General features: G+C 64.2%; 10 protein-coding genes. 6 read left to right on the top strand and 4 right to left on the bottom strand.

The features are described 5' to 3' along the window. Nucleotides 1–227: 227 nt before the first annotated feature. The 3 genes from GGD63_RS04860 (at nucleotide 228) to GGD63_RS04870 (ending at nucleotide 3,038) form a co-directional block, all read left to right on the top strand. The gene (locus GGD63_RS04860) at nucleotides 228–719 is read left to right on the top strand and encodes a MarR family winged helix-turn-helix transcriptional regulator (RefSeq protein ID WP_035971233.1); all 492 of its coding nucleotides are present in this window, start codon (nucleotides 228–230) and stop codon (nucleotides 717–719) included. Between the two features lie 147 nt (nucleotides 720–866). Then, complete coding sequence (locus tag GGD63_RS04865) at nucleotides 867–2,558, top strand: benzoate-CoA ligase family protein (protein WP_183239770.1); 1,692 nt, start codon at nucleotides 867–869, stop codon at nucleotides 2,556–2,558. 21 nt (nucleotides 2,559–2,579) lie between these two features. After that, nucleotides 2,580–3,038 (top strand): RidA family protein, encoded by a 459-nt coding sequence (locus GGD63_RS04870; RefSeq protein WP_409334041.1) that lies wholly within the window; start codon nucleotides 2,580–2,582, stop codon nucleotides 3,036–3,038. Between the two features lie 21 nt (nucleotides 3,039–3,059). Here the strand turns inward: GGD63_RS04870 and GGD63_RS04875 are convergent, their stop codons facing one another. Beyond that, on the bottom strand, nucleotides 3,060–3,788 hold the full coding sequence (locus GGD63_RS04875; protein ID WP_183239772.1) for a CBS domain-containing protein: 729 nt from the start codon (nucleotides 3,786–3,788) through the stop codon (nucleotides 3,060–3,062). A gap of 212 nt (nucleotides 3,789–4,000) precedes the next feature. Here GGD63_RS04875 and GGD63_RS04880 point away from each other — a divergent pair, with 212 nt between their 5' ends. Next, entirely contained in the window at nucleotides 4,001–5,839 is a 1,839-nt protein-coding gene (locus GGD63_RS04880; protein WP_183239773.1) for an alpha/beta hydrolase, read from the top strand. A 101-nt stretch (nucleotides 5,840–5,940) separates the two neighbouring features. Here the strand turns inward: GGD63_RS04880 and GGD63_RS04885 are convergent, their stop codons facing one another. From GGD63_RS04885 to GGD63_RS04895, 3 genes are read right to left on the bottom strand one after another with little or no spacing between them, the layout of a single operon-like run. Next, complete coding sequence (locus GGD63_RS04885; protein WP_183239774.1) at nucleotides 5,941–6,909, bottom strand: CHAD domain-containing protein; 969 nt, start codon at nucleotides 6,907–6,909, stop codon at nucleotides 5,941–5,943. Nucleotides 6,910–6,920: 11 nt separating this feature from the next. Continuing rightward, the gene (locus tag GGD63_RS04890; protein WP_183239775.1) at nucleotides 6,921–8,456 is read right to left on the bottom strand and encodes a bifunctional aminoglycoside phosphotransferase/ATP-binding protein; all 1,536 of its coding nucleotides are present in this window, start codon (nucleotides 8,454–8,456) and stop codon (nucleotides 6,921–6,923) included. Nucleotides 8,457–8,480: 24 nt separating this feature from the next. Further along, nucleotides 8,481–9,464: a zinc-dependent alcohol dehydrogenase family protein gene (locus GGD63_RS04895; protein ID WP_183239776.1), complete on the bottom strand. Its 984-nt coding sequence runs from the start codon at nucleotides 9,462–9,464 to the stop codon at nucleotides 8,481–8,483. 174 nt (nucleotides 9,465–9,638) lie between these two features. Here GGD63_RS04895 and GGD63_RS04900 point away from each other — a divergent pair, with 174 nt between their 5' ends. Together GGD63_RS04900 and GGD63_RS04905 are read left to right on the top strand one after the other, a co-directional pair. Then, a complete protein-coding gene (locus GGD63_RS04900) occupies nucleotides 9,639–10,478 on the top strand; it encodes a universal stress protein (RefSeq protein ID WP_183239777.1) in 840 nt (279 codons plus the stop codon). Nucleotides 10,479–10,547: 69 nt separating this feature from the next. Further along, nucleotides 10,548–13,241, top strand: a complete 2,694-nt coding sequence (locus GGD63_RS04905) for a bifunctional acetate--CoA ligase family protein/GNAT family N-acetyltransferase (protein ID WP_183239778.1) — start codon at nucleotides 10,548–10,550, stop codon at nucleotides 13,239–13,241. Nucleotide 13,242: the final 1 nt, after the last annotated feature.

Consider the following 13,242-nt stretch of genomic DNA (forward strand, 5'->3'; position numbering starts at 1 on the left):
CCAAGCTTATGCCGATGATGGCTGCCGCGGCAAGCAAGGCTCAAGACGTCGCCGTCCCGCGGCACAGCGCTCATGCAAGCGGCGCGCCAATTATTTGAAGCCTAAAGAAATTGGCGTGCGGTCGATTGCTGCAGCTTTGGACTTGCGGCCGGCTTCGATTTATTTGAAGCTCAAAACGTTGGGGAATCCGTGCCGGCGCCAATGCCTGCCGTCAATGACTGCATCAGATGCTTGATTCCGAGACCAAGGCCGTCGAGACTCCGGAAGACCATGCCGAAGAGCTTCGGCTGTGGCTGCGCTTGTTGACCTGCACGACCCTGATCGAGGGCGAGGTGCGCGGCCGGCTGCGGCAGCGCTTCGACGTCACGCTGCCCCGATTCGATCTGATGGCGCAGCTCGACAAGGCGCCTGACGGCATGACCTTGTCCGACGTCTCCAAGCGTATGATGGTCTCCAACGGCAACGTCACCGGTCTTGTCGAGCGTCTGGTGGAATCAGGCCATCTCGACCGGCGTACCTCGGAGACCGACCGCCGCGTCCAGGTGATCCGTCTCACAAAGCTCGGCCGCGCCGAGTTTCGCAGGATGGCAGCGGAACACGAGACCTGGATCGCCGATCTCTTCGCCGATCTGACGCCGAAGGACGTGCGCGAGCTGATGCGCCTGCTCGCCAAGACCAAGGCGTCGGCGCAGAAATCGGCCGCGCGCCGCCGGCCTTAGGGCCACGGTCGGCCGGACTGCCAATCCACTTTGCCGCAGCAAAATGCACGGGATGCCCAAAATCCGCTATTGCGCCAAATTGTTTTAAGCCTAAAATGTTTCCCAGATAGTGCTGCCGGGTGCTTTCCATGCGCAAAGGAGCGTGCGATGGCCAACGCTGCCAAGGTTCAAGCGTCGGGCCCGTATGACGGCAACGCCGCGACGGCCCATGTCGATACATTTGCGCGGCAGCATCTGCCGCCGCGCGAGCTCTGGCCCGAATTCATCTTCTCGCGGCCGGAGCTGCACTATCCGCCGCGGTTGAACTGCGTCAGTTATTTTCTCGACCGGTGGGTGGAGCAGGGTCATGGCGATGCGCCTTGCGTCATCAGCCCCGCCGTGAGCTACACCTATCGCGAGCTGCAGGCGCTCGTGAACCGCATCGCCAATGTGCTGGTCGGCAAGCTGGGCCTCGTCGCCGGCGGGCGCGTGCTGCTGCGTTCGGCCAACAATCCGATGATGGTCGCGACTTACCTCGCTGTGATCAAGGCCGGCGGAATTTGCGTGGCGACGATGCCGCTGCTGCGCGCCAAGGAGCTGTCCTATCCGATCCAGAAGTCGGAGATCACGCTGGCGCTCTGCGACGGAAAGCTCGCCGACGAGATGGAGAAGGCGAAGCTAGCTGCGCCCGGTCTCAAGCGGGTCGTCTATTGGGGCAATGGCGCGCCCGACTCGCTCGAGGCGCTGATCGCCGATGCCAGTCCCGAATTCACGGCCGTCGATACCGCATCCGACGACATCTGCCTGATCGCCTTCACATCGGGCACAACAGGCGATCCCAAGGGCACCATGCATTTCCACCGCGACATGCTGGCCGTCTGCGATGGCTACGCGCGCAACATCCTGCGGGCCGAGCAGAAGGATCGCTTCGTCGGCTCGGCGCCGCTCGCCTTCACCTTCGGCTTCGGCGGCGTGCTGTTTCCGATGCACATCGGCGCCTCTTTCGTGGTGCTGGAGAAGACGACGCCGGACGACATCCTGACGGCGATCGAGCAGTACAAGACCACAGTCTGCTTCACCGCGCCGACCGCCTATCGCGCCATGATCGGCAAGCTTGGGGGACGCGACATTTCCTCGCTTCGGAAGTGCGTCTCGGCCGGTGAGACGCTGCCAAAGCCGACATTCGATGCCTGGCTCAAGGCAACCGGCATCAAGCTGATGGACGGGATCGGCTCGACCGAGATGCTGCACATCTTCATCAGCGCGACCGAGGATGAGATCCGCCCGGGCGCGACGGGCAAGCCGGTGCCGGGCTATGAGGCCAAGATCGTCGATGATGCCGGCAATGACGTGCCGCCGGGCACGATGGGGAAGCTCGCCGTGCGCGGGCCGACCGGTTGCCGCTATCTCGCTGACGAGCGGCAGCGCAAATACGTCCGGGATGGCTGGAACATCACCGGCGATACCTATCTGATGGATAGTGACGGTTATTTCTGGTACCAGTCCCGCTCCGACGACATGATCGTGTCGGCCGGCTACAACATCGCGGGCACCGACGTCGAGGCGGCGCTGCTGACGCACCCTTCTGTCGTTGAGTGCGGTGTGGTTGGGGCGCCGGACGAGGCGCGCGGGATGATCGTCAAGGCCTATGTCATCGCCGCGCCCGGCGTGACGCCAGATGCTCAGCTCGCAGCCGAGTTGCAGGAGCATGTCAAACGCGAGATCGCGCCGTACAAATATCCGCGCGCAATCGAGTTTGTGACGCAGTTGCCGAAGACCGAGACCGGCAAGTTGAAACGTTTTGCCCTGCGACAGCTCGCGCAGGCCGCAGCGACGTCCTCGGGTGTCGCGGCGGAATGAGAGAAGGATAGAGAATTGTCCGTGACGACGCCGAAAGGCCCGCAGCTTGCGGTGCTGCCGACCGCCGACGAGAGTGACACGGGTTCGGTGGCGCAGATCCTCCAGCCGTCCGGCTGGCGGGTGCCGAAAGGCTATGCCAACGGCATCGCTGCCGAAGGGCGGATCGTCGTCACCGGTGGCGTGATCGGCTGGGATGCCGATGAACGGCTCGCCGACGGATTCGTCGCGCAGGTTCACCAGACCCTGAGCAACATCGCCGCGATCCTGAATGAGGCCGGCGCACGCCCCGAACACCTGGTGCGCCTGACCTGGTACGTCGTTGACATGGACGAATACCTGGCGAACCTGAAGGAACTCGGCAGGGTCTACCGCGCCGTCTTCGGTGCGCATTATCCGGCGATGGCGCTGGTCCAGGTCGTGCGGCTGGTCGAGAAGGCGGCTCGCGTCGAGATCGAGGCGACCGCCGTCATTCCTCGCTGAGCCGCGCTTCAGTTCGCTTTGTCAGCTTGCCTTGGCGAGATCGTCGTCTTCAGGTGAGTTCAGATAGACGCCGGACATGGTGTCGACCCAGCACAGATGGTCGTGGACCTTCTTCACGCCTTCGACGTTCTCCGCTGCGACGACAGCAGCCTGCCGCGCACGCTCTTCGGTGATGACGCCGCTGAGGTGAACGATGCCATCGCGGACGATGACGTTGAGGCCGAACGGGCACCAGTCGTTCTTCTCCATGGTATCGATGATGCGGCTGCGAATGTGATCGTCATCGGCCGTCGGATCCGGCACGTCCCGGGCGAGCCCCGCAACCGCCTGCAGCAGATTGGCGCGGGACACGATCCCGACGACTATGTCACCGCGCACCACCGGCAGGCGCTTCACGTTGTTCCGCTCCATGAGATCGACGATCTCGGCAAGTGCGGTATCCTCGGTGATGGTCACGGGCGAGGCGGTCATCACCTCCGAAACCTTGCGGCCGTGTTCGTGGACGAAGTCGCTGGCCGACTGTCCCGTGCCCAGGATGAACCGCAACCAGCGACCCCGCTTGCGTCCGGTGCCGATTTCGCTGCGGCGGATGAAATCTCCTTCCGAGACGACGCCGACCAGCTTGCCGGCATCGTCCACGACCGTGAGGCCGCTGACGTGCCGCTTCAGCATGATGTTCGCCGCCTCCACGATGCTGGTGTCGGGGGTGACCGAGATGACCGACCGGGTCATGATCTGATGGGCGCGCATGGAAGACTCCGCTGGCATGTCGAATTTCAATGCGCAAAACCTAGCCCGAGCGTCGCGGTACAGTTTGACCCAGGTCAAGCGGACAAAGCCGTTTTTGCCCTGATTGAGCAATTGTGATCCGTGCTCGCATTTGATGCAGCTCAACGCGCAGCGGAAGCGTCGCCATATCCTGCTATAAGCGTAGAACCAGAAGCCCGCAGGAACAATGAACCATGAGCGTCGTGAAGATATTTCCACGGGCCGAAGCGCCGCTGCAAGCTCCCTCCGCCGAGCCGGTTGCAGAGGTTTCTGCCGCGATTCCCAAAAAGGCCGCAGGGACGCCGGATATCTGCAATTGCCCGACCGAATCAGATTCGTATCCGCTCGATCGCGCGTATCATGCCATGCTGGCGCGGTTCACCGGCGGGATTTCGCCCGTGGCCTTGTCGCTCGCCTGGCTCGATTGGGGCGCGCATCTTGCTGCGGCGCCGCAGCACCAGATGGAGCTTTCCCGCAATATTTTTCGCGATAGCGGACGACTCCTGGAAGCCGCCGCGCACGCGACGTCGCAAGAGCCGTGGTCCGTCATTCGACCGCAGGAGCGGGATCGTCGCTTCAACGATCGGCAATGGGAAGCCGCGCCGTTCAACCTGTTTGCGCAGGCGTTTCTGCTCAGCGAGCGCTGGTGGCACGATGCCACGACCGGCATACGCGGCGTGTCCCACGCAAATGAAGCCATCGTCGAGTTCTCGATGCGCCAGATGCTCGACATGCTGGCGCCCTCCAACTTCGCAGCCACCAATCCGCAGGTTCTGGAAAAAGCGTTCCAGAGCGGCGGAGAGAATTTTGTGTTCGGCTGGCAAAACTGGTGCAGCGACCTGACGCGCCTGCTCTCCAGCTCGAAGCCGGTGGGCGACGATCAGTTTGTCGTCGGCAAGACGGTGGCGGCCTCGCCCGGCAAGGTCGTCTACCGCAACGGCCTGATCGAGCTGATCCAGTACCATCCGACGACCGCGCAGGTGCGGCCGGAGCCGATTCTGATCGTGCCGGCCTGGATCATGAAGTACTACATCCTCGATCTGTCGCCGCAGAATTCCCTGGTCAAATATCTGACCGGTCAAGGCTTCACCGTCTTCGCGATCTCCTGGCGCAATCCGGATGAGAACGACCGGGATGTGGCCTTCGACGACTATCGCAAGCTGGGTGTGATGGCCGCATTGGACATGATCGGTCAGATCGTGCCGGGCCGGAAGATCCACGCGCTCGGCTACTGTCTGGGAGGCACTTTGCTGTCGATCGCCGCTGCCGCCATGGGACGCGACGGCGATAGCCGTCTCGGCACCATCACGCTGCTCGCCGCGCAAACCGATTTCACGGAGGCCGGCGAATTGACGCTCTTCATCAACGAGAGCCAGGTCGCCTTCCTCGAAGACATGATGTGGCAGCGCGGCTATCTCGACACGACGCAGATGGCCGGCGCGTTCCAGCTGCTGCGCTCCAACGAGCTGATCTGGTCGCGGCTCTCGCGTGACTATCTGATGGGCGAGGGCTCTCCGCCGAGCGACCTGATGGCCTGGAATGCCGACGCCACTCGGCTGCCCTATCGCATGCACTCGGAGTATTTGCGCGAGCTGTTCCTCGACAACGATCTGGCCGAAGGTCGCTATCGCGTCGAATGCAGGAGCATCTCGCTGTCCGACATTCACACGCCGATGTTCGTGGTCGGCACGCTCGCCGACCATGTCGCGCCGTGGCGATCCGTCTACAAGATCCATTACCAGGTCGACGCCGACGTGACGTTCGTGTTGACCAGCGGCGGTCACAATGCCGGCGTCGTCGCGCCTCCTGGCGAGTCCTGGCACAACTATCAGGTCAAGACCAAGGCCGCGGACGCGCCTTATGTCGGTCCGGAGGAGTGGCTGAGGCTGGCGCCGCACGTCGAGGGCTCGTGGTGGCCTGAATGGACCCAATGGCTGGCGGCGCGTTCGGGCGCGCCTTGCGAGCCACCGTCGATCGGGGGCGGAGACATTGACGGCCTGCCCGACGCGCCGGGCGACTACGTCCACAGCTAGTCTAGAGCCATTTCCGTTCCGATTGAATCGGAACGGGTCTAGATTTCTATCTTGACGCCTTTTCTTCACGCGAACCGGTGTCCACGTCGCTCGAAAACGCTCTAATCCTTGGGCTCCGAGTTCGGCGCAAGGTCTGACGAGCGGAACGGCTTGGCCTTGTCCAGTTTCCGGTAGGCTTTCGCGGCGGCTCGCAGCAGCTTCCTTTCCCGCTTGCGGTCGAGGAAGCGAATGCCTGCCTCGGGGACGGCCTCGTTCAATGACGCCGCCAGCGTTTGTCCACGCACATCATCGTTCAATTGTCCAAGGGATTTCTGCGCCTTCCTCAATTGCTTGAGGATCGACTTCTGCTTGGTCAAGGATTCGTCGGCGAACAGGTCCGCGAGCGACTCGACCGAATAGGTCATCCGCTTGTTGAGAAGCCGCAGCTTGTGACGCTTCTCGACGTCAAGCTTGCGCAGCTTCCGGGCCTTCCTGAGCAGCGTCTCTTCCCACTCGGTCAGGCGGGCCGTCGCGTGGTCGGCCAGCGGGCACCGGCGCAGCCTGACCGCCTCCTTGCTGCGCCGGGTCGACCAGGGGCCGCTCTCGATCCAGGCCGAGGTCTGCTCGGACAGGCGCCGAAAGCGAGCGGATTGCAATGCGCGCGTCAGCAGGCGGTGGCTCTCGGCGCGTTTCTCGTCCCAGTGCTGGAGCTCGGCGACCACATCAAGCTCCCCGCCGCTCTCGGCGATGACCCGATCGATCGCGACATCGAGGTCGCGCACCATGCCCAGCTGGCTATTCAGCCATTTCAGCTCGGCCCAGACGTTTGGCCGCAGCCCGTCATCGACCATGGGGGAAAAGAAGCGGATGGCGGTGCGCAGATGCGTCAGCGCGATCCGGATCTGATGCAGCGCCTCGGGGTCGCCGCAGCAGGTGCCGTCATGCTGGGCGAGGACGGCATCGAGATGGCGGCGGGCGATGATCCGGAATGCGGTATCGCAGGCCATGCCGGGGCTGAGGCGGCCGGGCAGGACATTGCGCCGCGTCGCCGGCTTGGCGGGCGCGGTCGAACTCGTGGTGGGTCGCGACATCCTTGCCCGCGTCAATCAGATTGCCTTGCCTGCCTTGCGATCGCGTCCCGGCAGCTCTGAAGCGTCTGCTCCTGCGTGCCGGATGCATCGATGGTCGCCCAACCGACGTGACCGATATTATAGTGCTCTTGCTGCGCAGCAATCTCTTGCGTGGCGTCGGAGGCATCGCCGTGACGGCCGCCGATGCGGGCCTGACGGGTCGCGAGGTCGGCAACGAGGAATAGTCCGCTCAACGGCACGTTGCATTCGCGCCCCAGGGCGGCCAGTTGGTCCCGTTCGGACTCGCGTGCAAAGACGGCATCGACGATGACGGAATGGCCTTGCGCCAGCGCCTGCCGGGCGCGCTGCGCCAGCATCTCGTAGACGCGTGCCGTGACCTCAGGCCGGTAAGTGGACGGTGGCAGGCGGTCGGTGTGTCCCACCTGAAACAGCTGCTTGCGAACGATGTCGCTGCGCAGCACGACCGCTCCCGGCTGCGGCGCGATGTGGGGCGCTAGGGCGCGGGCGAGGACGGATTTGCCGGTGCCTGATAATCCGCCGACCGCAATCAGGCGCGGGGCGGGGGGAGCGATCAGCGCCCGGGCGAGGTCGAAATAACGACGTGCTTCGTCGAGAATTCCGCTCCGGTCCGCATCGGGCCGCGTCAGCCGCGCCAATGCGACCTGCGCACGGATTGCCGCGCGAACGGACATGAACAGCGGCAGGGCGGCCAGCGCGTCGAGAGTTTCGACGGACGTCGTGGTCAGGTACTGGTTCAGCACGATATTGGCTGCCGCGGCCTGGTCATGGCTCAGCAGGTCCATCAGCACGAATGCGAGGTCGTAGAGCACGTCGACGGTTGCCATCTGCGCATCGAACTCGATGGCATCGAACAGGATGGGCTGTTCACTGATCAAGACGATGTTCGCAAGATGCAGGTCGCCATGGCAGCGGCGCACGAAGCCCTGTCGGCCGCGTTCGTCGAGCAGCGGCCGCAGGCGCAGGAACATCGCGTGCGAGGCCGTGCCGAGCTGCTCGATCGCCTCGGCTGAGAGATGGTTGCCCTCCCGCAGGCCGTTGCTGTTTGCCTTGATGAGGCCGGGGATCGAGGAAACCCATGCCTTGCCGTCGGCGCGGGGCGCTGCCGCATGCGAAGCCGCGATGGCGTCAGCGGTTGCCGAGGCGAGGCTCGCATCGAGCGGGCCGGCCTTCGCCAGATGATCCAGCGTCCGGCTTTCGTCGAAGCGGGACATGTCGACCGCATACTCGAGCGGCCGGCCGCTGCCGTCGACCTTCAGCGATCCGTCGGTCTCCTCGGTGATCGCCACGACGCGATGATAGATCTGCGGCGCCAGCGGCCGGTTGATCCTGATCTCTTCCTCGCAGGCCGCCTTGCGTTTTTCGAGCGTCGAATAGTCGAGGAACGGAAACCGCACGGCTCGCTTGATCTTCAGCGCCCGCGGCCCGTCGAGAAAGACCGAAGCGGCATGCGTATCGATCCGCGTCACGCCGGGATGGGCGCAGAGCGCCGCGAAGATCCGTTCCTGGGCAGCCGTTTCGTCTGTCATCGAAGCTGGTGTCCCAAGATGCGGTCAGGGCTTCAGCACGGCTGCGCCTAGAATTTGTCCATTCCGCAGCATGTCCAGGACTTCATTGGCCTGATCGAGTGGAAATGCGGTCGTCTCCGTGTGTACGCCGGCTTGCGGGGCGATGCTTAGAAAATCGAGACCGTCCTGTCGCGTGAGATTGGCAACGGAGATCAACTGTCGTTCCTGCCAGAGCAGATCATACGGGAAGCTCGGAATGTCGCTCATATGGATGCCGGCGCAAACGACGCGGCCGCCCTTGCGAACGGCGCGCAATGCGGCCGGCACGAGTTCGCCGGCGGGGGCGTAGATGATGGCGGCGTCGAGCGGCGTGTCCGGCGTCTCGTCCGAAGCGCCGGCCCAGACGGCGCCGAGCCGGCGCGCGAGATCCTGTGCAGCCGCATCTCCACGCCGCGTAAACGCATGGACCGAGCGCCCCTGCCAGACTGCGACTTGCGCGACGATGTGGCCGGCGGCGCCGAAGCCGTAGATGCCGAGCCGCTCGGCCTCGCCGGCCAGAATCAGCGAACGCCAGCCGATCAGGCCTGCACACAGCAGAGGGGCGAGAGCCACGTCGTCGCCGGCTTCGCCGAGCGGAAAGGCGTAGCGCGCGTCGGCGACCACGTGCGTGGCATAGCCACCGTCCCGTGTATAGCCGGTGAAGAGCGGGCGGTCGCAGAGGTTCTCCATGCCCTCCCGGCAGAACCGGCAGTTTCCGCAGGTGAACCCGAGCCAGGGAATGCCGACCCGGTCGCCCAGCGCATGCGTTGCGACATTGGGGCCGATGAGATCGACGCGGCCGACGATTTCATGGCCGGGCACGATGGGATAGCGGATGTCGGGCAGTTCGGCGTCGACGACATGAAGATCGGTCCGGCAGACGCCGCAAGCGCTGACCCTGACCCGGATCTGGCCTTCGCCGGGGATTGGATCGGGGCGCTCCTCCATTCGGAGCCGCGCTCGCGGGGCCGCCAACACCATCGCACGCATCAGTCTCTCCGGGGCGGACCGCTCCGATCGAACTATCCATAGAATGGCAGCGCGCGGCCAGTCCTTGACTTCCGTCAATGCCCGTCCTCGCCCGGTCGGGCAGTTCCCGAGGCTTGACGAGGATCAAGCATCCTGACGAAAGCCGGCCTATTCTGGCAACTAAGGAGAATTCCGATGCCCATCAAGGACGTCTTTCTGCCGCTTGTCGGCCAGCCGCGTGGACCGACCCTCGCAGCGATCGAGAAATGCGTTTCCGTCGCCGCCGATCTCGGTGCCAGGATCACCGCGCTTGCGCTCGAGGAAGATCTCTTCGTACGACCAAAGGTGCTGCTCCCCGACGATTTCGACGCCGCCGATGCAAAGGGGGCTCCTGCAGCGGGCGATATGCAACGTCTGCTGGATGCCTTCACCGGTGCGGCATCTCGTGCCAACATTCGGACCCAAAGCCGGTCGGGCAAGGTGCCAGCGGACCAGATCGCGCCGATCCTGGCCGAACATGCGCGTTTCAGCGATCTCACCCTAGTCCCCGTGAAGCCGCATGACAGCCGAACGGAGCACATCATCGAGACGTTCCTGTTCGAATCCGGCCGACCGCTGTTGCTGTGCCCGGAACAGCATGTGGAGGTGCTGCGACCGGAATTCGAGAACGTCATGATCGCCTGGGATCACTCCGCGCGCGCGGCGCGCGCAGTTGGCGACGCGATGCCTATCCTTCAGGCTGCGGCCTCGGTCCGCGTGGTGACTGTGGCGGACGACAAGACTGACGAGATCGTGCAATCCGGAACCTCGCTCGTCGAGCATTTGAGGGAACACGGTGTCTACGCCTCGTTCGAAACGGCGAAGGGCGGCGGCAGCTCGATCGGCAAGGTGCTCGGCAGCTGGGCGAATTCCAATGCCATTGATGCGATCGTGATGGGAGCCTACCATCATTCACGCCTGAACGAGATCGTTTGGGGCGGTGTGACAAAGACTGTCATTGGCCAGCCACCGTGCTGGGTTATGATCTCGCACTAGGCTAGCCGCTCGTTTCCGGCCTGATCTCTCGACCATCGGAACCGCCCCCGACCGGGTGCATTTGCTTTCATGTCAACCTATCGCCTGAAGAATCTGCTGTCGCCGCGTTCAGTCGCGCTTGTCGGGGCTAGCGCCCGCCCGGTCTCTGTGGGACGTGCCGTTCTGGAAAACATTCACAAGGCCGACTTCAAGGGACAGTTCGGCCTGGTGAATCCGCGCCATGCGGAAATCGGCGGTGTTGCTGCGGTATCCAGCCTGGACAGGCTGGAATTCGTGCCCGAGCTGGTGGTCATCACCGCGCCGGCGCGAGAGATTCCCGGCATCATCGACCAGGCCGGGCGGCGCGGCTCGGCAGGCGCGCTGATCGTCTCGGCCGGATTAGGCCATGGGCCGGGATCGCTGCTGGAGGCCGCAATCGCGGCGGCCCGCAAATACGGCATGCGGCTGATCGGGCCGAATTGCCTTGGCATCATGATGCCTGGTGTGAGCCTCAACGCGAGTTTTGCCGCGCACATGCCGGGGGCGGGAAATCTCGCGCTGATTTCGCAATCCGGCGCGATCGCCGCCGGCATGGTTGATTGGGCCGCGCAGCGCGGCGTCGGCTTCTCCGGCATCGTCTCGATCGGTGACCAGATCGACGTTGACCTTGCCGACCTGCTCGACTATTTCGCGATGGATCACAAGACCCGCGCGATCCTGCTCTATATTGAGGCCATCAAGGATGCGCGCAAGTTCATGTCGGCGGCCCGCACCGCGGCGCGCGTCAAGCCGGTCGTCGTGGTGAAGTCCGGCCGCATGGCGCAAGGAGCGAAGGCAGCCGCGACCCATACGGGCGCGCTCGCGGGCGCCGACGCCGTCTATGATGCGGCGTTCCGCCGTGCGGGTATCCTGCGGGTCTCCGATCTGCGCGAGCTGTTCGACTGCGCCGAGACGCTCGGCCGCGTCGAATCGCCGACTGGAAAGCGACTGGCCATCCTTACCAATGGCGGCGGCATCGGCGTCCTCGCCGTCGATCGTTTGGTCGAGCTTGGCGGGATTCCGGCTTCGATCTCGGCGGACACTCGCAAGAAACTCGACGACGTGCTGCCGTCGACCTGGTCCGGCGGCAATCCCGTCGACATCGTCGGCGATGCCGATGCATCGCGCTACGCGGCTGCGCTCGAGGCGCTGCTGGCCGATTCCGACAATGACGCAGTTCTCGTGCTCAATGTGCAAACAGCGATCGCCTCGGCTGCCGACATCGCGACGACCGTAACGGATCTCGTCGCCAAATATCGCGAGCGGCACCGCAGTTGGGCAAGGCCCGTGCTAGCCGCATGGGTCGGGGCCGATCAGCCGATCATTCAGACGCTTTCCGGCGCGGGCATTCCGAACTACCCGACCGAGGACGATGCGGTGCGTGGCTTCATGCATCTGGTCCGGCATCGCGAAGTCGTCGAGGAACTGAGCCAGGTTCCTCCCGCGATGCCCGACACGTTTGTACCCGATGCCCAGGGCGCCAGACAGATCGTTGCCGCAGCCATCGCCGACGGCCGCAAATGGCTCGAGCCTGTCGAGATCAAGAACCTGCTCGAAGCCTACGACATCGCGATGGTGCCGACCTATGCCGCTAGTGATGTCGAGCAGGCGGTGGTCTGCGCGAACGAGATATTTGCACAAGGCGGGACCGTCGTGCTGAAGATCATGTCGCGCGACATCGTGCACAAGTCGGATGTCGGCGGCGTCGTGCTCAATCTGACGACGCCGGAGGCGGTGCGCGCGGCTGCTACCGATATTCTCGCCCGGGCCAGGAAGCTGCGGCCCGAAGCTCGCATCAGCGGCGTCATCGTCCAGGCGATGGTCGTCAAGGCGAAGGCGCGCGAACTGATCCTCGGTCTTGCCGACGATCCTACCTTCGGCACCGTCGTGGTCTTCGGCCGGGGCGGGACGGCGGTGGAGATCATCAACGACAAGGCGCTGGCGCTGCCGCCGCTCGATCTGCAACTCGCCCGCGATTTGATCGATCGCACGCGGGTCTCGCGGCTGCTGCGCGCCTATCGGGACGTGCCTGCCGTCAAGCAGGACGCGGTCGCCATGGTGCTGGTCAAGCTTGCGCAGATGGCGGCCGATATTCCGGAGATTCGCGAGTTCGACATCAACCCGCTGCTTGCGGATGAGACCGGCGTGACGGCAGTCGACGCCCGTGTCGCGGTGGGGCGGTCGCAGCGGAAATTCGCTGGCTCCGGCCCCGCCAATTTCGCCGTTCGGGCCTATCCCTCGCAGTGGGAGCGCCGTCTCAAGCTCAAGGACGATTGGCGGATCTTCGTGCGGCCGTTGCGTCCCGAGGACGAGCCGACCATCCATGAGTTCCTGCGTCACGTGACGCCTCACGACCTTCGCCTGCGCTTCTTCGCGCCGATGAAGGAGTTCACTCACGAATTCATCGCGCGGCTGACCCAACTCGACTATGCGCGCGCCATGGCCTTCATCGCATTCGACGAGGCGACCGGCGAGATGGTCGGCGTCGTCCGGCTCCATTCGGACTCGATCTACGAGAGCGGCGAATATGCGATCCTGCTGCGGTCGGATCTCAAGGGCAGGGGGCTCGGATGGGCCCTGATGCAGCTGATCATCAACTACGCGAGGTCGGAAGGGCTGAAGGTGATCTCGGGCGATGTGCTGCAGGAGAACACCGTGATGCTCGATATGTGCCGGCAGCTCGGTTTCGAGGTCAAGCCGGATCCGACCGAGCCTGATATCTGCGACGTCCGGCTGAAGCTCTGAG

The sequence above is a fragment of the Bradyrhizobium sp. cir1 genome (assembly GCF_014198245.1).
Lineage (GTDB): Bacteria > Pseudomonadota > Alphaproteobacteria > Rhizobiales > Xanthobacteraceae > Bradyrhizobium.

Excerpts from the sequence above, each read along its gene's own strand:
- GGD63_RS04860 (WP_035971233.1), top strand. The coding sequence starts at position 228 with ATGCTTGATTCCGAGACCAAGGCCGTCGAGACTCCGGAAGACCATGCC.
- GGD63_RS04865 (WP_183239770.1), top strand. The coding sequence starts at position 867 with ATGGCCAACGCTGCCAAGGTTCAAGCGTCGGGCCCGTATGACGGCAAC.
- GGD63_RS04875 (WP_183239772.1), bottom strand. The coding sequence starts at position 3,788 with ATGCGCGCCCATCAGATCATGACCCGGTCGGTCATCTCGGTCACCCCC.
- GGD63_RS04880 (WP_183239773.1), top strand. The coding sequence starts at position 4,001 with ATGAGCGTCGTGAAGATATTTCCACGGGCCGAAGCGCCGCTGCAAGCT.
- GGD63_RS04885 (WP_183239774.1), bottom strand. The coding sequence starts at position 6,909 with ATGTCGCGACCCACCACGAGTTCGACCGCGCCCGCCAAGCCGGCGACG.
- GGD63_RS04890 (WP_183239775.1), bottom strand. The coding sequence starts at position 8,456 with ATGACAGACGAAACGGCTGCCCAGGAACGGATCTTCGCGGCGCTCTGC.
- GGD63_RS04895 (WP_183239776.1), bottom strand. The coding sequence starts at position 9,464 with ATGCGTGCGATGGTGTTGGCGGCCCCGCGAGCGCGGCTCCGAATGGAG.
- GGD63_RS04900 (WP_183239777.1), top strand. The coding sequence starts at position 9,639 with ATGCCCATCAAGGACGTCTTTCTGCCGCTTGTCGGCCAGCCGCGTGGA.
- GGD63_RS04905 (WP_183239778.1), top strand. The coding sequence starts at position 10,548 with ATGTCAACCTATCGCCTGAAGAATCTGCTGTCGCCGCGTTCAGTCGCG.